Here is a 19827-nt window from a genome sequence, read left to right on the forward strand (position 1 = left end):
GTTCAGCTCTCGACACTCAACCTTCTTTTTTATGCATGCCCTCCGCATCCAGCATCTGGAATTGCCGGTGACCCGAGTTCCCTTCTCATGGCCATGTCAAAGAGGACGCGCTCTTTCTTCTTGTCTATGCCAAGATCCTTTCTAGCCTGATTAATAGTATCTACCATAATATTTACAAATTCACTCGGTTTCTTTGCCAGGTGCCATGACCCACCATAAACGTCCTTCATCTTATTGAAGCAGTAGTCACTTACAACTTTTGAACCTGTTATTGGGAATGTTGGGCCAAACACCACGTCAACGCCACTAGAAACAAAGTACTGACCAATTGCAACTGCCTTTTCACTCATCCACTGTGGAGCAGCGCCAACTGCTGGAAGCTGATAGATGTCTTCGCCGAGTCCACCAGTACGGACCATCTCAGTGGCAGCTATGAGTATCCTGCTATTGTCTACGCAGCTTCCCATGTGGAGCACTGGTGGACATCCAACGGCCTCAAGCACTTCCCTGAGACCAGGCCCTGCTTGATCCAGTGCCTCTGGGGAAAGTAGTCCAGTACGTCCTATACTGGTTGCTGCACACCCTGTAACCAGAACGAGCACGTCGTTTGCGATAAGTTCCTTTGCTATCTCGACGTGCATTTCCTCTGTCACCCTGTAGTTGTCACAACCGACGATTGCAGCAACACCGCGGATTCGTCCATTAATAATGTTATCATTAAGGGGCTTATAGGATGCCCTAAACCGACCGCCGAGCATGTAATTTATGGTCTCATGACTGAAACCAGCAACAACATCCATTGAACGGACTGGCACAAAGTGTTTGCCTCTCTCAGGGAACTTTTTAATTGCCCGCTTCAAAATCTCTTTTGCTATGTCTAGAGCCCTGTGTTCATCAAAGGATATATGAGTGGCCCCGGGTATCTTTGCCTTGTCTGAGGTTGTGATCAACTCTGTATGGAACTGCTCGGCAACCCTGCTCACGTTCTGCATTATACACTGAACATCCACTACCATTGCCTCTACAGCGCCTGTTGCAAGGACCACTTCCTGCTGTATGAAACTCCCGGCAATGGGGAATCCCTTTCTCATAAGGATCTCGTTTCCAGTACAGCAGACACCTGCGAGGTTTATACCCTTTGCTCCGACCTTCTTACACTCTTCGAGGATCTCTGGATCGCGTGCAGCCATACCAAGGGCCTCTGCGAGGATTGGCTCATGGCCATGGACCGTCACGTTTACTTCATCTTCCTTGAGCACTCCTATATCTACTCTTGAGCGAATAGGAACCGGGGTGCCAAACATCACGTCTGAGAGCTCTGTTGCAATCATCGAGGCCCCCCATCCATCAGCAAGAGCCGTACGAGCTGCCTGAAAGAGGAGATTCTCGTAATGCTGGTCCACGCCCATATGGGTCCTGTGCATTATTTCAGTTATCTCCCTGTCAACGCCCCTTGGGCCTATACCGAGCTTTTTCCACAGTTCCTGTCTAGGCTTTGGGGCCCTCTTGACAAATGAAAGCCCTCCTTCTTGCTGCCCAAATTCTGCCATGAGCTTTTCACCAACTTCAATTGCAAGATCTTCCTTTGACTTTTCAGCCACATCAATCCCAATACTCATGGCAACCTGGCGCAACTTTATACCGTCTTTAATTTCATACGGGGCCTCACCCTTGGCCGTAGCCAAAAATGCCATAACTACCCCACGTGCATGGTCCATGTGTGAGGCCGCTCCTCCTGCCACAATCCTTGCAAAATTCCTAGCAGCCACAGTAGATGCATCGGCACCACAGACACCTATCATCTGCTCAACACCATCAATAATCTGGCACGGCCCCATATTGCAGTTTCTACAACAGGTCCCGCCTTGCCCAAAGAGACAGGGCTCAACACTCCTACCAGCAACCCTGTGAGCGGCTGTCACGATATTTTCAACTGGCGCGTTTTTCAGCACCTCTCTATTAGTTTCAGTCTGAATCAATACTTCACTTTCATTACCCTTTTTAAAGCGCCTTGAGGTATCCATAACCTTCTCCTTTTATGGGTTTTTAGAGGAGCCCAGCAAACTGCTTGGCTGCCTGTACAGTATTTTTCATGAGCATTGTAATCGTCATTGGGCCCACACCGCCCGGCACTGGCGTTATAGCAGAGGCTTTTTCCTTGACAGTCTCGAAATCCACATCTCCACAGAGTATGGCCTTGCCCTCTGGGGTCTTCCCAATCCTGTTCACCCCTACGTCTATTACAACCACACCTTCTTTTACCATGTCTGCCGTAACCACCTTGGGCCTTCCAGCTGCAACAATTAGTATGTCTGCACGTTTTGTGTGATAGGCAAGGTCCTTGGTACCAGTGTGACATATGGTCACAGTAGAATTTCCACCTTCTCTCTTCTGGAGCATGAGGTTGGCAATGGGCTTTCCAACAATATTGCTCCTTCCAACGACCACCGTCTCTGCCCCACTGGTCTCAACACCGCTCCTTACAAGCATCTCAAGGATTCCATGGGGAGTACATGGCAGAAAACACCTTTCACCTATGACCATCCGACCCACATTTACAGGATGGAATCCATCTACGTCCTTATCTGGATCAATTGCGTTCAAAACCTTGGATTCATCAATATGCTTGGGGAGTGGGAGCTGTACGAGTATGCCGTGAATTGCCTCGTCATTATTATATTTTTCAATGAGCTTTAATAAATCTTCCTCTGAGATGTCCTCTGGCTGATTGTCCTGTACTGAATAAAAACCAAGCTCATGGGCTGTCCTTTGCTTAGCAGTAACATACGAGACTGATGCGGGATTTTCACCAACAAGTATTGTCACAAGCCCAGGGGTTACGCCGTGCTTTTCTTTTAATTCCTGAACCTCTTTCTTTAACTCCTCTCTAATCTCCTGGGCGATCTCCTTACCACTTATAATCTTTGCACTCATTTGCTTCCTCCCATTTTTTTCTAACAGTTATCAGTGGCCAGCCGTCATAATGCCCAACTGATATAAAAACCTTCATTTTTTACACCTTAATACAATTCGGTACATTTTTATGCTAGAACTGTGCCACTTCTAGTCTACACACCTCATCCTCGCCAAAACATATAACCCCTTAAAATAAAAACATTTTTTCAAAAAATTATCGTGCTATCAATAAAAAATAAATGCTACCAGAAAAATTGGGGCATAATACCTCGCTGGGGGTAATAATGCCCCACCTGGGGTGAGCCAAGATTATGAAATAACAGGTAGAAGGAAGAAGGTAGAAGCAAGCACTGCCTGTACAAAAGCCCGATGCGCTCCCTTCTAGCTTCAACTCAAAACTTCCAAAGCTCTTTTCCTTCAACTCAACACTCAACACTTAAAACTCAACACTTCTGAAAGGCTCAAAACTCAAAACTCACAACTCAAAACTCAACACTTCCAAAGTTTTCTTCCTTCAACTCAACACTCACAACTCAAAACTCAACACTTTTAAAAGGCTTCTCCCTTCTACCTAGTAGCGCACAGCTTTTTTTCATCTACGAGAATGATGAATTCGATCGTCATGAAAATTTGGGATAACCTCGGGCTATGCATTTCATAATTTTTTTGAAGATGGCAAACAAAAAAAGGCAAAGGCCTAAGATGCTTCAGGCCCCTGATAGCACCTGACATTTAGCCACACATGACACGTGGGATTTTTTTAAGTTTTGAGTGTTGAGTTTTGATGAAAAGCCAACAATAAATGGAAAGCAGGCACAAAGGCCTGCTTTCCAGTCAAAATCAATGAAAATCCAATTAAAATAGACCCTTGACCTTTCCTGTCTCAACATCCACATCGATTCTTCTATAAGCTGGATCTGAACCAGTACCTGGCATAAGGCTTATTGCTCCTGCTACTGGCACCACAAACCCTGCACCCTTGTAGGTGAGGATGTCTCTAACAAGGAGCTTCCAGCCCTTTGGCACTCCCTTCTTGTTTGGATCATCTGAAAGGCTGAGATGTGTCTTGACCATGCAGGTACCGAGCTTAGAGAGTTCAGGATCCTGCTCCATGGCCTTGGCCTTTGCCTCAGCCTCTGGGGTATATACAACTCCATCACCACCATAAACTTCGCGAGTAATCTTTTCGATCCTCTCCCTGAGTGGCATATCGAGATCATAGAGGAACTTGAATTCGTTTTCCTCTTCACATGCCTCGATTACTGCATCTGCAAACTCGAGTGCACCTTCACCACCCTTTAGCCAGTGTTCAGATACTGCAACCCTTGCTCCAGCCTGCTCGCAAAGGCGTCTTACAGCAGCGATCTCATCTTTAGTGTCGGTATAGAAGGCATTAATGCAGACAACAGGGTTTATTCCGGCCTTCTTTACGGTCTCAATGTGATGGATGAGGTTTGCACATCCCTTTTCCACCCACTCGACATTTTCTTTGTTGTACTCTTCTGGCATTGGGCGACCTGGCCTTGGGATTGGGGCGCCACCGTGACACTTGAGGGCCCTGATGGTGGCAACTACTACGGCACAATGTGGTTTGAGGCCACTAAAGCGGCACTTCAAGTTCCAGAATTTCTCAAATCCAATATCTGCACCAAATCCACTCTCTGTGACTAGGTAATCGCCCAGCTTCAGACCAACTAGGTCTGCAATTACTGAAGACTGACCAATAGCTATGTTTGCAAATGGGCCTGCGTGAATGAGGCATGGCTGGCCTTCTATGGTCTGCATAAGGTTGGGGTTCATTGCCTCCACCATCCAGGCAGTCATTGCACCAGCTACCTCGAGGTCTTCTGTCGTTATGGGGTTATCCTGTTTATCATATGCAAGGACGATCTTTCCGATCCTTTCACGTAGGTCCTTGAGATCCTTGGCAACAGCGAGAATGGCCATGATCTCAGAACTCACCGCAATATTGAAGCCGCTTTGCATTGTAAAGCCGTCCATCTTTCCACCGAGTCCAATAATGATATTCCTCAAGGACTGGGCGCAATAATCGATAATCCATTTAAATTCTACCTTTTTGGGATGGACGTTTAGACGCTTTAGACCCCTTTGGGCTAGCTGTTCATCAGTATAATTGGCCTCGTGCTGCATCCTTGCTGTCAGAGCCACCATAGCCAGGTTATGGGAGTTCATAATGGCATTTATGTCTCCTGTGAGCCCTAAGGAAAACTTTGAAAGAGGAATAACCTGAGCAAGTCCTCCGCCAGCAGCGCTTCCCTTGATGTTAAAGGTTGGCCCTCCAGACGGCTGCCTCAGTGCTCCAACAACATTTTTTCCCCTTTTTCCAAGCCCCTCCATTAACCCTACTGCGCAGGTACTCTTTCCTTCTCCAAGTGGTGTTGGAGTAATAGCCGTGACATCAATGTACTTTCCGTCTGGACGATCTTTAAGCCGTTCCAAGACCTTCTTGTAATCAATCTTTGCCACGTAGTGACCGTATGGAAGCAGCTCTTCCTTATCAAGACCGAGCTCTTCCCCAAGCTGATAGACGGTCTTCATGTGTTCCTCGGCGGCCTCTGCAATCTGCCAATCTTTCATCTTGGTGGGGTCAAGATTCATTAAAAATACCTCCTTTCTTTTTTTCTTTATTTAAAAAATCCCATTTGCCAAATTTAAAAAAATGGCTATTTTTTGTAGTAGGATTCTTAGACTGATAAAAAAGAAAGGATTTGTCAATCCTAATGATTATTGAAATCGATCCCCAAAGAATTAATCCTAGGCAGATAAGACAGATAGCAGATACGTTACGAGATGGTGGGATAGTAGTCTATCCTACAGACACATGCTATGGGATTGGCGCAGACATTTTCAACAAAAAGGCCATTGAAAAGGTCTATTTGATAAAGGGCTTACCTAAAAATACCCCTTTTAGTTTTGTGTGCCCTGATCTAAGTGACATTAGCCGCTACGCACATGTAACTGACTTTGCATATAGAATACTAAAACGCTACCTACCCGGCCCCTATACCTTTGTACTTCGTGGCTCAAGAGAAGTGCCCAAAATGATGCTGACAAAGAGAAAGACCGTAGGCATAAGAATTCCCGACCATCCTGTATGCCTCTCCATAGTCAAAGAACTTGGCAATCCAATCATAAGCACATCTGTTTCTATAAAGGGTGGCCCAATCCTATCCGATCCCAGGGAAATGGCAGAGGTCATTGGAAACCAAGTAGACATTATTGTGGACAGTGGGATTATTTTGCCTGAACCATCTAGCGTAATCAGCCTCATAGATGATGAGCCCCAGGTACTTAGAGCTGGCAAAGGGGATTGTTCAATCTTTGTCTAGGCCGATAGACTCAAACTATGCACTTCAAATGCAACTGTCAGCACTCACCATCAAATTTCAGGCATGAGTACATCTGCTACCCTCTGCCCTGCATCTTAGGCAAGGCTTTCGAGCAACATAATCCGGTTTAAAAGGCCAAAGCGGGCTTTTTTCCAACGAGAGACAGTTTGGCTAAAAGCGGGGGTCGTTTTTAATCCTGTTGCCACTGTCTAGTATAAGACAGAGGCTTTTGAAATACAGCCGAATAACTACGGCTTCAATTGTCCCTTTAGGTCCTTACCGGCCTTAAATATCACCCTCTTTCTCGAGGGGATTTCATGAATTTCGCCTGTTTTGGGGTTCTTAAAGATTTTTCCTCTTTGAGTTCGAATAGAAAAGCTACCAAAACCACGGACTTCTATACGGTCCCCCTTATCCAGGGCATCGACCATACGACCAATAATCAAGTCCACCACATCATTGAGGTCTTTTTTGAGATGATGTGGTAGGAGTTCATGCATTCTTTTTACTATATCGTTCTTAAGAGGCATATTGGAAAACAACCCTTTCAAGAATATTTCTCAAAGAGGAAGTTGCCCCTTCTTCCAAGATCTCTTTTAAGACTTTTAGGCGTCCTTTTTCCGGATATATGAGACGTGGTTCTCCCTTGAGTCCAGCAATCCCCTTTGCCTCTCTTATAGCCACATCAAAATTGCCTAAGACATCCACCAGCCCTAGAGCCTTGGCCTTTTTCCCTGAAAAGATCTGTCCTTGCGCCAAATCAACCATTTTCTCCATAGGAATCGAACGTCGCCTACCTACATCTTCCATAAATTGATTGTGAATATCTTTCAAAACACTCTCTGCCAACAACTTCTCTTCCTCTGTCATTTCCTTAGTCATGGACCCCATGTCTTTATAAACACCACTTTTAAGGACTTGTGTCTTAATACCTAGTCTTTCCAACAAAGGGCCAATATTTGGCAGCTTCATGATGACACCAATACTGCCGGTAATTGTTCCGGGGTTGGCTACTATCTTTCTTGCGCCGATGGCCACATAATAACCACCTGAGGCTGCCACTGTCTCTAAAGACGCAACTACTGGCTTCTTTTTGTCTAACTCACAAAGCGCCTCAAAAATCTCCTGAGACGCTCCCACAGCCCCACCTGGACTATTTATGCGGACGATTACCGCCTTTATGTAGTCCCGTCTCTTATATTCTCTAATAACTTTTAAAATGGGCTCAGAGTCCGCAATAACTCCCGCAACTTCGACGATACCTATCCCTGGGGCCGATGAATCTTGGGATACCTCTATTCCCCCAGAGGTAAGTCGCATCACTAGTACAAAAAATAGCCCTGCCATTATCAGGGCCAGCGCCCCAATAGTGGCAAGGGCAACTAGTATGGGGTGCGGACGGCCTCTATGTAGGGGGCCACCCTTTTGATAGCCGTCCTTGGAATCCACCCTTTACTCCGTTTTTAATCCCTTTTGAAGGAGTTCTTCCTGAAGAAGACTTCCAAGGGTAGTAGCAGCTCCCTTGGACTTTGTGGCATACTCTTCGTATAGGACTTTCTCTTCGTCCTCTTTTAGCCTCTTTATTGAAAGGCCAATTCTTCTTTCGACAGGTGCTATATTGATAACCTTGGCCTTTATTTCATCTCCTACCTCATACAACCCTACAGGAGACTTGACCTTTTTGTCACCGATCTCTGAAACATGAATAAGCCCTTCAATACCCTCTTCGAGCTCAACAAATATACCAAAATCAGTGACGTTGGTTATGGTACCGGTCACCTCGCTTCCTACAGGGAATTTTTCAGGTACAGATTCCCATGGATCAGGAGTCAATTGTTTGACACCAAGGCTAAAACGCTCTTTTTCTCTATCAATATTCAAGACAACTGCCTGAATGGTCTGTCCTTTTTTGTAAAGCTCCTTAGGATGTTTGATACGCTTGTTCCATGAAAGATCTGATACATGGACAAGACCATCTATACCCTCGGCAATGCCTACGAACACACCAAAATCAGTGACATTCTTAACAGTACCCTCAATGACTGTTCCAACAGGATAACGTTCCTCCACCACATCCCATGGGTTGGGTTCTACCTGCTTAAGGCCAAGACTGATACGTTTGGCATCTTTGTCTACCTTGAGGACTACGGCCTCAACCATGTCTCCCACAGCGAGCATTTGCTTTGGATGTCTGATCTTCCTTGTCCATGACATTTCAGAGACATGAATAAGACCTTCGACCCCTTCCTCAAGCTCCACAAATGCGCCGTAGTCTGTGAGGCTCACTACACTACCAGTAACCTTGGAACCCTCTGGGTACTTCTCATCTACCCTGCTCCACGGGTCTTCAGTCAACTGTTTGATACCCAAAGAAACCTTCCCTGCCTCTTTGTCAAAGGAAAGGACCTTTACAGTTATTGTATCACCTACCTTTAGGAGCTTTGATGGGTGATCGACACGTCCCCAAGACATGTCCGTCACATGGAGGAGTCCGTCTATACCGCCAAGATCCACAAATGCACCGTAGTCAGTGATATTCTTGACTACCCCTTCACGGACCTGTCCCTCTTCCAGGGTCGCGAGAGTCTCCTTACGCTTGGCCTCGCGCTCTTTTTCCAGGAGGATTCTCCTGGATACAACGATGTTCTGACGTTTCCTGTTACATTTTATAATCAAACATTCACATTCCTGGTTCAAATAGTCATTGGGATCCTTGACTGGGCCCAAATCAAGTTGACTCAAGGGTAAAAATGCAAGGAGGCTTGCTGGCCTCTTGCCTATCTGGAAGCTCATGCCTCCCTTGACCCTGTTGACGATCTTACCCTTAACTGGCGTCCCATTTTCATAGGCCTCCATCACATCATTCCAAAGGGTTCGTCTCAAGGCCTTGACGAATGACAGGCGAAGTTGCCCTTCTTCTGGATCCCAGCGTTCCAATAAAACCTCGATTGTATCACCAGGCTGAACACATACCTTATCCTCTTCATCTATGAATTCACGAGCTGGAACTTGCCCCTCGCTCTTATATCCGATGTCAATGAGCACAGTTTCATTTCCTACCCTTACCACCTTGCCCTGTATAATCTGACCTGGATGATAAGAAGGAATGCTTTGTTCAAAGTACTCCTCGAATTGGCTCATATCCACCAATTCTTCATCATTTTGAGCAGATTGTGCATTTTCTTCCTGCTCAGTTAGTTTTTCCTGTGTATCTGTTGCCAACTTTTCCATTAAAATGTCCCCCTACCAAATTTGAATGTGGATATATAACAAGCCTGGGGCCAAAGTTCAACCTGAGTTTCACAAAGGAAAAAATTCTTCTAAAAGCGTCCTCATGGTACTGATGTCCATTTGCCCTGGGGCAGTAGCCGATTCCCTTTTAGGAGCACAATAGGTAAAGGGAGCACCGAGAATAAGTGAGAAGATCCGAGTTATACTGCCAAGCGGGCCCATTGAAAAGGCTATAAGCTTAATACCTGAGTCAATGGCCTCCTCGTAAAGACTCAAGGTAGCCAACAAATCCATTGGGTTACGAGCGGTTGTAACGATCTTTACGATGTCACAGTCTGTCTCCAAGGCTTCAGCCAATATCTCCGAAAGTTTCTCTCTTGGAGGAGTTTCATTGAAATCATGATACGAGACTACGGACTTGACTCCATGTTTTTTGGCCTGAATTATGAGGTCTTGGCGTAGTGACTCAGGCGTCATTAATTCTACATCAATCAAGTCTCCCCCGTTTTCTACGCATTGGTGAAGCCACTCAATACGCCTAGGATCATCAGCTTGAAAATGTCCCCCTTCTGCCAAGCGCCTATTGGTAAAAAGCAAAGGTAGAGAGCCTCCAGCCTCTTTCAAGGCATGAACATGATGAGACTCAAGGGAGAAGTCTTTGGAGGCAAGTCCGTCTAAACGGACCTCAATCAAATCTGAGATGCCAGAAAGGGACCTCACTTTTTCCACTAAATCGGTGAAGTCCCTCTCTAATATGCTGACACAAAACATGTCCTGGCAGAATTATTTGAAATATTCGTCTGTGGATGGATCGATTTTAGAAAGGTATTCTGTAATGGCCTTATCGTAGTTGGAGGTAAGCTCAAAGACCTTCCTTGCAAGCCTGAATCTCGTTTCAAGGGTGGTCTCTCCCCCATTTTGTTTCATCTCATTTAAGACCACTTCATAATCGTCAGGATCTGTAATTACAGTAACGTACCTGAAATTCTTGGCAGATGAGCGCAAGAGCGTTGGCCCACCAATATCGATATTTTCAATGGCCTCTGCCAGGGTGACATCAGGCTTTTGCACTGTCTTTTCAAAGGCATAGAGATTTACTACAACAAGATCAATAGCTGGCACACCATTGTCTTCCATCTGGCGCACGTGCTCTTTATTATCGCGAATTGCAAGGATTCCCCCATGGACCTTTGGGTGTAGGGTCTTTACCCTTCCGTCCATCATCTCTGGAAATCCAGTCAGTTCTGAGACATCTTTAACTGAAACTCCAGCCTCCCTCATAACGCGGGCCGTACCACCAGTGCTAACTATTTCAACACCAAGTTTCTCCAACTCCTTAGCAAATTCCGCGACCCCTGTTTTGTCTGTGACGCTGATTAACGCCCTCTGAATCTTTGCCATCAATTACCTCCCCCAAACAGGCATTCATGGTCGGGACGGCAGGATTCGAACCTGCGACCCCAGCGTCCCGAACGCTGTGCTCTACCAGGCTGAGCCACGTCCCGACTGAAAAGCCATTTTGAACTCCAATTCTATAAGGAATTAGACTGGTGTCAATGACCAACCCCCTCTGTCCAAAATACAATTTTATATCCAGGGGCGTTGCCAATCTTTTCCCAATATATCCTGTAACGCCTAGAGGCAGCAGAAATCTTTAGGAGCCAGACACTGGCCTTTCCATTAAACCCAAGGTCAGCCCTTTCTTCAAGGAAATTTCGAATAGGCGCTGGGGCCAGATCGGGATTGACACTACTTTTGCCATTATAGATGGTAAAGAGGTCTTTTAGCCCACCTTTCCAGCCTTCTGGGATATTGGGACTTTCTATTGGACCATAGAATAGCCTACTGGTCACACCATTTACGAGGAGTAACTCATCTACAGTCTTAAAAGGGCCATTGGCTGCATGGTATGGTGGATCTTTTTCCTCGTAAGTCTCATCTTCTGCTCCATTGATGTGTGTGAGTTTATCTGGATCCCTCCAATCCAGAATTCCATCACAGATGGTATCAGCTTTTTTAGGGTTCTCTTCACCCAAGAGATAGCGCAGAAATTCCCTTAAAAAATCCTCTTCAACCCTATTGAGATCGATCTTACCTGCCTCATTTTCAACCTCAAACCGGACATCCAATGAGCCAACATGGGTCAAATAAACCCTTTGGGGGACGATTGTTAAGGTATCGTCCTCTGTGGAATCTTCGACGCTAACTTCTGAAAGATGATTTGCCACCAATCTCAATACAGAAAGGGCAGCTTGCTCCCCCTGTATACTGGAAAAAGTATACTGGGCAGCATTCCTCAATATCCTCACCTGATTTGCATAATAGGCCACTATCATGGTGAGAAGGGCTAAGACCCATAGGACCATGATGAGGACAGAGCCTCTTTGACATCTAACGATAAAATTCATTTCTTCTCACATTTGGCCTTACCCAAAGGACCTACACTATGTTTTTCACTGTCAGGCTAAGCCTTCACTATAGTACCTTGAAATTTTTTTACAAATCATCCCTAATACACTCACTTATGTGCAAAGGTATCTTAACCTTTGCCTAGAGTGCTTGCAGCAAGGTAATTTAAATGTGTATATGTCTCGTGTCTATCTAACTAACAAAGCGAGCGATTGTTTATTTATTAAGTTTTTTCAAAAAATGAGGTTGAATTTTTATAGGCGCTTGGCTAAAGTTGGGCCTTACAAAAAGCAAGTTTAAGGAGGTTACCATGGCCCTGGGCTTAAATAGAACTTTTACAATCCTTTCTTTAGTCTTTTCAGCATTTTTACTTGTAACATTTACTGGTTGCGCAAAAAAGGCGATCACAACTGGCGAGGCTGAAAAAGCCATTCCAACAGAAGAGGTTGCAACTGCTGCCAAGGCCGGTCCAGGTGAACAGGGCGCAAAAGTAGCTGGTCTTGAGGAGTCGGCTCTTGAAGGCGGACCAGGGAAAATGGATCAAGAAGTTGCCCAGATTAGCGAAGGCAGGACAAGTGCCCCACTTCTTCCCATCTACTTCGACTTCGACAGATACAATATCCGCGGCGACATGGTCTCACGCATGGAACACAATGCCCGTTACCTCCTTCAGCATCCTGGGGTCAAAATTCAGATCCAGGGTAACTGCGATGAAAGGGGTACCAATGAATACAACATCGCCCTCGGAGAAAAACGCGCCAAAAGTGCAAAAGACTTTCTTATAAATATGGGCGTTGATCCAAGCAGGATTGACACCGTCAGCTTTGGAGAAGAACGGCCATTAGACCCAGGACACAACGAAGATGCATGGGCCAAGAATAGACGTGATGATTTCGTCATTCTGAAATAGAGTTCATCGTTTTTTACTGCGATTAACTTGGACTGACACTTATTAAACTTAAGGAGGACGTAGGTCGACATGAACCGATTGATGGGATTTGGGTGGGCTCTTACCGTTTGTTTTCTCTTAACATTCCTTTCTCAGGCAGCCATTGCACAGAGTGCATCTCATAAAATAGCTGTCATTGATATGCAGAAGGTAATGAGGGAATCTCATGCCGGAAAGGCAGCGATGGAAAAACTCAATAAAAAATTCGAAAAACTCCGGGAGGAGTTAAGAAAGAAACAGGAAGAATTAAAGGCCTTTAAAGAAGATCTCGAGAAAAAGGCCCCATTACTGAGTGAAGAGGCCAGAGCGGAAAAAGAACGCGAATACAAAAAGATGCTTAGGGATTTCAAAGATAAAAGTGACGATGCCCAGTTTGAGATGAGACAGGCAGAGTCCAGGACCATGGAACCCATATTAAAAGAGCTTGAAAAAATTGTTACTGAAATCGGAAAAAAGAAAGGCTATACCTTGATTCTAGAAAATAAAATGCCCGGGATTTATTATGTAGCCCCAGAGGCAGACATAACCGATGAAATCATAAAGGCATATGATGCCATGAAAAAAGGAAATGGGACGAAGAAATAGAGCCGTGTTTAGCATAGATTACAAAACAAAAGAGGTTTTATCTGAGGAAGATTTGAGTCAGTTGGAAGAGATGTGGCGCCGTTCTGTGGCACGCATCATTATCTCCACAACCCTTGCAGGAAGTGGTCACCCCGGTGGGTCAATGTCATCTATTCACGCCCTCCTCTTACTTTATGCCATGATTAGGCATAACCCCCAGGATCCAAGATGGGAGGAGAGAGATAGAGTATTGATGAGCATTGGCCATATCTCTCCGGCGACCTATAGCGTTTTAGCTGAATACGGATATATCACAGAAGAACAATTTCTTACCGAGTTCAGGCGTGCCGGATCCCCCTGTGCTGGTCACGTAGAACAGGCTGTGCCAGGAGTTGAATGGAATACCGGAAATCTTGGTCAGGGGTTGAGCGCAGGTGCAGCAATGGCCCTCGCCCAGAAGCTAAAGGGGCTTAAAGACGCAAAGACCTTTGTATTCATGGGAGATGGAGAACAACAAAAGGGCCAGATAGCAGAGGCAAGAAGATTTGCAGTCAAATACGGACTCTCCAACCTGTTTGGTATTGTAGATAGAAATCACCTACAAATTGGCGGCTCCACTGAAGACGTTATGCCCGTAAGGGTCAGAGAGGAGTATGAGGCCTCAGGTTGGAATGTCATTTATTGCCCTAACGGAAACGACTTTTCCCTGTGCTACAAGGCATTGAGGCAGGCACTTTTGAAACAGGATATCGAGCCTGAAGTCCCAACAGTGCTGGTATTGAGGACTACCATGGGCTATGGAGTGTCCTTCATGGAGGACCAGGCAAAATACCATGGAGCTCCTCTTAAAAAGGATGATGCAAAAAAGGCCCTGGAGGAACTGGGAGTCGACCCAGGACTACTGGATGAATGGGAGCAAAAAAGGGCCAACACACATATAAAGGCAGTACACTGCAAAAACCCTGAGGCCGCTTATCCCAAGATCGAGACAGGTGTTCCCAGGGTCTATGGAGCTGAAGTCAATACTGACTGTAGGTCTGCCTACGGTAATGCCCTGGAGGACTTGGCTAAGATAAATAACAGTGCAGATGAGCTCAAAGTCCTTGGAGTGAGTTGTGACCTCGAGGGATCTGTTAAGATGCAGGGCTTCCACAAGGTGAGCCCAGATGCATTCTTTGAAGTTGGCATCCAAGAACACCACGCCGCAGTCCTCGCTGGGGCACTAAGTAGAGAGGGATTTTCTGTATTTTTCAGCACTTTTGGTGTCTTTGCCGTTGCAGAGACCTACAATCAGCATCGTCTGAGTGACCTCAACGACACCCATCTCAAGGTGGTGGCAACGCACCTCGGACTGGATGTTGGAGAAGATGGCCCAACCCATCAATCAATAGATTACGTTGGGCTTCTGAGGAACATATTCGGTTTTTCCATATTCATGCCAGCAGATCCCAATCAGACAGACAGGATTGTCAGGTACGCAGCAAGGGTCCCAGGAAATGTATTTGTAGGTATGGGACGCTCCAAACTACCTGTGGTTTTAAAAGAGGATGGGACACCATTTTTTGATGATAGTTATGAGTTTGTACCTGGTCGGGCAGACTGGTTGAGGAGAGGCTCCAAGGCAACTCTAGTTGCCTATGGCTCTGTGATTCCTGAGGTATTGGGTGCATGGGAGATATTGAAGGAACAGGGCTTGGATGTTGGCGTCTTAAACATGGCATCCTTGAAGCCCGTAGATAGAGACTCCCTCATCGAAGCCGCTAAAATCGGGCCAGTTATAACAGTAGAAGACCACATCCCAGAGACTGGCCTAGGAGGCATTGCAGCAAGTGTCTTCGTAGAAGAAGGAATAGTGCCAAAATTTAGGAGCCTTGGAGTCAACTCCTATGGTGCTTCAGGGAAACCAAAAGACCTATACAAGATGCAGGGCCTCGACAGAGAATCAATTGCCGAGGCTGTGAAAGGGCTCTGTGGCACTTGATCCTACGAAGATTTTTTCGGTTTTTAAGAATCTAACCCAAAAGACAGAACCATTATCTCTAATAGGTCCAGGGAAGATTGCCTTTCAAAAGGGACAGATCCTAGAGGCAATCTTCCTTGGTCAAGACCAAGGCAGGAGTTTAATCCGGGTAGGACAACAACTCCTTAATGCCCGCGGACCCATCGATGCTCAAAAGGGGGACCGACTGTTATTACAGGTCTTGGATATTGGTCCACCGCCACTTTTGACCGTAGTCAGGCAAACCACCTCTGTTGATGACAGTTCACTCGAAAGCCTCTTTATTAAGGCCAAGTTGGATCTCATCCATGGCCAGGGTCCAAAAGGCCTAGCAACCAATAAATTTGGCCCACTTATCTCCAAAGATGGAAAGCCAGATGAACTGATGGCCTTGGCCGTATTAAAGGCGCTTTTTTCAAAAGAGTCTCCCAAACATGATGCCATTCCAATAGTCCATCACTTTGAGACCCTATTTTCCCTAGAAAAGGGGATTAGAGAACAGTTCGGAATCAATGCCTTTTTACTCCCTGTCTTTTTTGAGGGAGATAAGGGTGTTGGACATATTGCAATTTACAATGAAAAACAAAAGGAAGAAGACAAAAGACAAAATAGACCACAAAAGTTTAATGTCCGCGTGGATTTTGACCTGGAACTTTCAGCTCTTGGGCCTCTTAGAATAAACCTGTATCTAAGTAGTAAATCCATTGGGATGTTCATCAGGGCAAAAGATGAGACAATAACCAAAATAGAACAGGGGCTGAATGAACTTAGACAAAGGCTTGATGCCTTGGGGTTCAAAATAGAACTTTTAAAAGTCACTTCTTTCAAGAAAAAAGGGGAAAAAGAGGGTATCTTCGATATAATCTCAGATCGTGCCAACCGAAGGCTTCATTTTATACTGTAGCTAATGGATTTACATAACCATGAAAAGGTCCATGCGCAAAAAGGCTGTTGCTTTAAAATACGACCCTTCAATAGATAAAGCTCCAAAGGTTGTGGCAAAGGGTGCTGGCAAGATTGCAGAACAGATCCTTGAGATTGCCCAAAGGTCAGGGGTGCCAATCCGTGAAGATAGTGATCTCGTAGAGGTGTTGTCCCACTTGGATATCCACCAAGAAATCCCTCCTGAGACATACATTGTAGTGGCGGAAATTCTTGCCTGGGTCTATCGACTCAATGCGGAAAAAGTGTGATATAGTCAGAGGATTGACGCCCAACACTTCAAGTGCAACCACAGATCAAATACTAGTTTACCCCCAATAGAGGCTATAATTTTTACCTCATCCCCTACCTGACCATATTGGCATAAAGATTGCTTTTCATATTTAGCATGAAACTCATAGATGGAATTCACCCATATAGTCGTCTCGGTCCAATGGAATCTCTCGAAGGGGCCAGGATGCTCGAGCAAAAGCTGAGTGTCCTCTCCAACGAGGTTTCAAACATCAAAACCCCAGGCTTCAAAAGGCAGAGGATTACCTTTGAAGAGTATTTCTTGAAGCAGGTTGATGCCACCAAAAGGACTGCAAAGGGTGAGGTAATAAAAGGAGACTTTTCCCAGGGCACCTTGAGAGAGACGCGTAACCCCTTTGATTTCGCCATTGAAGGTGAGGGCTTTTTTGTGGTCCAAACCCCCAGTGGCATACGGTATACCAGGGCAGGAAACTTTAGCCTCAATGCACAAAATCAGCTCGTAACCCAGGAGGGATATCTGGTTCTCGGAGATGGTGCTCCAATAACGCTGCCAGACACCACTGGCAAAGGGATCTGGCTCAGTTCAGATGGTCGATTCTATGTGGACGAGACTGATACTGCAGGGATAGACATCGTAACCTTTAAGAATTTGAATGGACTCAAGCGCCTTGGAGGAAATCTATGGGAACAGACACAGGCATCTGGACCGCCAAGGCCTTCTGAAACAGCACGAGTGAGACAGGGCTTCCTAGAGGAGTCAAATACCAATCCTCTAGAGGCCATGATCAATCTCGTTGACCTTTTTAGGGAATACGAGGCCCTTCAACGTACATTAAAGACCCAAGATGAACTGGACAGTAAATCTGCTACAGAAGTGGGAAGAGTAGGTTAAGAGACTAGAATGACGACAAAGAAGGAGGTCAATCCATGATTAGAGGACTATGGTCAGCAGCATCGGGCATGAATAGCATGCAATTAAATCTCGACGTCATTGCAAACAACCTTGCCAACGTCAACACCGTCGGATTCAAGAGGAGCAGGGCAGACTTTGAAGACCTCCTATATCAGACCATCAGAATGCCAGGGACAGACAATGCAGATGGTACGCAGGTCCCAACAGGTATGCAAATAGGAATGGGCTCTAGGCCCACTGCGGTGCAAAAGATCTTCACCCAGGGAGATTATGAAAACACTGGCAATGAACTGGACTGGGCCATTGAAGGCAGGGGCTTTTTCAAGGTGATCTCAAACGGAGAAGAACTCTACACAAGGGCAGGTGCATTCAAACTTGATAAAGACGGCTTTATAGTGACGTCAAATGGAGACAGACTTCAGCCAGAATTCGCAGTGCCCCAGGGGACTCAATCAATTACCATTGATTCCTATGGTCTCCTTACTGCTTCTGATCCCAGCGGGAATCCATTGGCCTCGGTACAGCTTACCATATATGATTTCCCCAATCCTGCAGGGCTCTTTAGTGTGGGACGCAATCTGTTTAGACCGACCCTTGCCTCAGGAGATCCCATTGAGGGCAATCCAGGCACCGACAACCTGGGGACCATAGCACAGGGTTTTCTGGAACAATCCAATGTAGACGTTGTAAAGGAGATGGTTTCCATGATCGTCACTCAAAGGGCCTATGAACTCAATTCAAAGACTGTCCAAACGGCAGATGAAATGTTGGGTATTGCAAACAATCTAAAACGATAGAGTGATAAATGATAAAGATAGCCATGCAAATTAGGATATGCTTCATCATATATCTTCTATTATTCACACTACAGCATAGTCCCTATGTATTTGCTGGCACTAGCCACCATAAGAAATCAGTAGAGCAGCTTCATGAAGTCACTCTAGGGGAATTGAGAAGGGTATTTCTAAAAACGATCAACACCTATTCCCCCTGGGCCGGAGACGAGATAGAGATCAGGAATCTCCGAATTTATCCCTCGAGGATAAAAGTCCCCAATGGGAAGATCAGTTTTGATGTCAGGCCACCGGCAAACGGCCGTTACCTTGGAAGAGTCACCATTCCAGTCACCATCCTAGTCAATAAAAACCCAGTTCACAGAATACAGGTTTCTGGCGAAGTAGAGGTTTACACCGACGTCCTCTGCGCAAAAAGGGCCCTCAAAAAGGGCGATCTGATCACGGCAGAAGATCTCGTGGTGACGAGACGCCCCCTTTCAAGGCTACATGGAGAACCTTTAACTGAAATAGAAGATGCAGTGGGCATGGAGTTGAAGAGGGGGCTTAGGAGTGGGCAGATCATAAGAAGACGAGATTTGAAACGACCTTTTCTGGTAAGACGCGGGCAACTGGTAACGGTTATCGCCCGTTCCCCACACATTTTGATAACTCTTCCTGGTAGAGCCCAGGACAATGGGGCAAAGGGGGATGTGATCAGGGTAAAAAACCTCTCTACAAAAAAGGTACTCCTTGCCGAGGTGAAGGGTCCTAAGACAGTAGAGGTGGTATTTTAGGAGGTAATATGGGAAAGGGACTCATTTTAATTGTGCTGGTTACGTTTTTCATCTCTGGCTGTGCTGGAGGAAGAGGCTCCTTGTCCCAAGCCCCTGCCATTGCCCCTACAGTGTTACCAGATTTGGTCCCCAAGGTTGATACCAAAGTCCAGACAGATGGCTCTCTATTTACTGCAGATAGGAGTGCAAGCCTTGTTTCTGACTTTAGGGCCAGACACGTTGGGGATGTAGTAACCATTATTCTTCAGGAGAACATGAAGGGTGCAAAGGACGTAAAGACATCCACCTCAAAGCAGAGTGCGTTTAATCTGGGGCTGTCTGGCATCTTTGGTTTTGATTTTAAAAAGCGGATGAGTCCAAGGTATCCCAAAGAGACCATTGATCCCTCCAAGGCACACGGCGGAACAGTAAAGGATTCCTTCAATGGGAGTGGAAAGACCTCAAGGGATGCCTCCCTTACAGGTACCATATCCGCACGTGTATTGAGCGTGCTTCCAGGTGGCAACCTTATCATTCAGGGCACTCGGGCCCTAAAGATAAATAATGAGACACAGTATCTCACCATAACAGGTGTGGTGCGTCCTACTGATATCAGGCCAGACAATACGGTTCCTTCTACAAAGATTGCTGATGCACGCATAGAATATACAGGGAGTGGGGTCCTTGCAGAAAAACAAAATCCAGGCTGGCTCCCAAGGGTCCTGGGAAAGATTTCTCCGTTTTAGCGGGAAA

At 45.9% G+C, this 19827-nt stretch carries 19 protein-coding genes and 1 tRNA gene; 10 read left to right on the forward strand and 10 right to left on the reverse strand.

What is annotated here, in order from left to right; all coding sequences use genetic code 11:
* Positions 1 to 29: 29 nt before the first annotated feature.
* The 3 genes from cooS to DBT_RS04140 all read right to left on the reverse strand — a co-directional run bounded on the left by cooS (position 30) and on the right by DBT_RS04140 (position 5535).
* Positions 30 to 2024: an anaerobic carbon-monoxide dehydrogenase catalytic subunit gene (gene cooS, locus DBT_RS04125; protein ID WP_067616755.1), complete on the reverse strand. Its 1995-nt coding sequence runs from the start codon at positions 2022 to 2024 to the stop codon at positions 30 to 32.
* A 22-nt stretch (positions 2025 to 2046) separates the two neighbouring features.
* A complete protein-coding gene (gene folD / locus DBT_RS04130; protein ID WP_067616757.1) occupies positions 2047 to 2934 on the reverse strand; it encodes a bifunctional methylenetetrahydrofolate dehydrogenase/methenyltetrahydrofolate cyclohydrolase FolD in 888 nt (295 codons plus the stop codon).
* 837 nt (positions 2935 to 3771) lie between these two features.
* Positions 3772 to 5535: a formate--tetrahydrofolate ligase gene (locus tag DBT_RS04140; protein ID WP_067616761.1), complete on the reverse strand. Its 1764-nt coding sequence runs from the start codon at positions 5533 to 5535 to the stop codon at positions 3772 to 3774.
* 122 nt (positions 5536 to 5657) lie between these two features.
* On the opposite strand from DBT_RS04140, the gene DBT_RS04145 reads away from it, so the two are divergent.
* Positions 5658 to 6266, forward strand: coding sequence for an L-threonylcarbamoyladenylate synthase (locus tag DBT_RS04145; RefSeq protein ID WP_067616763.1), 609 nt, complete (start codon positions 5658 to 5660; stop codon positions 6264 to 6266).
* A 248-nt stretch (positions 6267 to 6514) separates the two neighbouring features.
* Here the strand turns inward: DBT_RS04145 and DBT_RS04150 are convergent, their stop codons facing one another.
* From DBT_RS04150 to DBT_RS04180, 7 genes are all read right to left on the reverse strand, one after another.
* Complete coding sequence (locus tag DBT_RS04150) at positions 6515 to 6796, reverse strand: HU family DNA-binding protein (RefSeq protein WP_067616765.1); 282 nt, start codon at positions 6794 to 6796, stop codon at positions 6515 to 6517.
* A complete protein-coding gene (gene sppA / locus DBT_RS04155) occupies positions 6786 to 7715 on the reverse strand; it encodes a signal peptide peptidase SppA (RefSeq protein WP_083186614.1) in 930 nt (309 codons plus the stop codon). Before sppA ends, DBT_RS04150 begins: the two co-directional genes overlap by 11 nt.
* Before the next feature lie 3 nt (positions 7716 to 7718).
* Complete coding sequence (locus tag DBT_RS04160) at positions 7719 to 9497, reverse strand: 30S ribosomal protein S1 (RefSeq protein WP_067616767.1); 1779 nt, start codon at positions 9495 to 9497, stop codon at positions 7719 to 7721.
* 69 nt (positions 9498 to 9566) lie between these two features.
* A complete protein-coding gene (aroD, locus tag DBT_RS04165) occupies positions 9567 to 10268 on the reverse strand; it encodes a type I 3-dehydroquinate dehydratase (RefSeq protein WP_083186615.1) in 702 nt (233 codons plus the stop codon).
* Between the two features lie 12 nt (positions 10269 to 10280).
* On the reverse strand, positions 10281 to 10898 hold the full coding sequence (locus DBT_RS04170; RefSeq protein ID WP_067616770.1) for an IMP cyclohydrolase: 618 nt from the start codon (positions 10896 to 10898) through the stop codon (positions 10281 to 10283).
* Between the two features lie 27 nt (positions 10899 to 10925).
* Positions 10926 to 11002 (reverse strand) — tRNA-Pro (locus DBT_RS04175).
* A 48-nt stretch (positions 11003 to 11050) separates the two neighbouring features.
* Complete coding sequence (locus DBT_RS04180; RefSeq protein ID WP_083186616.1) at positions 11051 to 11905, reverse strand: type II secretion system minor pseudopilin; 855 nt, start codon at positions 11903 to 11905, stop codon at positions 11051 to 11053.
* 311 nt (positions 11906 to 12216) lie between these two features.
* On the opposite strand from DBT_RS04180, the gene pal reads away from it, so the two are divergent.
* The 9 genes from pal (at position 12217) to DBT_RS04225 (ending at position 19820) form a co-directional block, all read left to right on the forward strand.
* Complete coding sequence (pal, locus tag DBT_RS12455) at positions 12217 to 12816, forward strand: peptidoglycan-associated lipoprotein Pal (RefSeq protein ID WP_067616774.1); 600 nt, start codon at positions 12217 to 12219, stop codon at positions 12814 to 12816.
* A gap of 69 nt (positions 12817 to 12885) precedes the next feature.
* Entirely contained in the window at positions 12886 to 13440 is a 555-nt protein-coding gene (locus DBT_RS04190; protein ID WP_083186617.1) for an OmpH/Skp family outer membrane protein, read from the forward strand.
* A complete protein-coding gene (locus DBT_RS04195; protein WP_067616777.1) occupies positions 13424 to 15400 on the forward strand; it encodes a transketolase in 1977 nt (658 codons plus the stop codon). The genes DBT_RS04190 and DBT_RS04195 overlap by 17 nt, the downstream gene beginning before the upstream one ends.
* Positions 15390 to 16322: a flagellar hook-length control protein FliK gene (gene fliK, locus DBT_RS04200; RefSeq protein ID WP_067616779.1), complete on the forward strand. Its 933-nt coding sequence runs from the start codon at positions 15390 to 15392 to the stop codon at positions 16320 to 16322. The genes DBT_RS04195 and fliK overlap by 11 nt, the downstream gene beginning before the upstream one ends.
* A 19-nt stretch (positions 16323 to 16341) precedes the next feature.
* Positions 16342 to 16611 carry an EscU/YscU/HrcU family type III secretion system export apparatus switch protein gene (locus DBT_RS04205; RefSeq protein WP_067616781.1) on the forward strand — a complete coding sequence of 90 codons (270 nt, stop codon included), beginning with the start codon at positions 16342 to 16344 and terminating at the stop codon, positions 16609 to 16611.
* 137 nt (positions 16612 to 16748) lie between these two features.
* On the forward strand, positions 16749 to 17504 hold the full coding sequence (gene flgF, locus DBT_RS04210) for a flagellar basal-body rod protein FlgF (protein WP_083186618.1): 756 nt from the start codon (positions 16749 to 16751) through the stop codon (positions 17502 to 17504).
* 35 nt (positions 17505 to 17539) lie between these two features.
* Positions 17540 to 18322 (forward strand): flagellar basal-body rod protein FlgG, encoded by a 783-nt coding sequence (gene flgG / locus DBT_RS04215; RefSeq protein ID WP_067616782.1) that lies wholly within the window; start codon positions 17540 to 17542, stop codon positions 18320 to 18322.
* A gap of 8 nt (positions 18323 to 18330) precedes the next feature.
* The gene (flgA, locus tag DBT_RS04220; RefSeq protein ID WP_067616784.1) at positions 18331 to 19095 is read left to right on the forward strand and encodes a flagellar basal body P-ring formation chaperone FlgA; all 765 of its coding nucleotides are present in this window, start codon (positions 18331 to 18333) and stop codon (positions 19093 to 19095) included.
* A gap of 8 nt (positions 19096 to 19103) precedes the next feature.
* Positions 19104 to 19820 carry a flagellar basal body L-ring protein FlgH gene (locus DBT_RS04225; protein WP_067616786.1) on the forward strand — a complete coding sequence of 239 codons (717 nt, stop codon included), beginning with the start codon at positions 19104 to 19106 and terminating at the stop codon, positions 19818 to 19820.
* Positions 19821 to 19827 lie beyond the last annotated feature (7 nt).

The sequence above is a fragment of the Dissulfuribacter thermophilus genome, assembly GCF_001687335.1.
GTDB lineage: Bacteria > Desulfobacterota > Dissulfuribacteria > Dissulfuribacterales > Dissulfuribacteraceae > Dissulfuribacter > Dissulfuribacter thermophilus.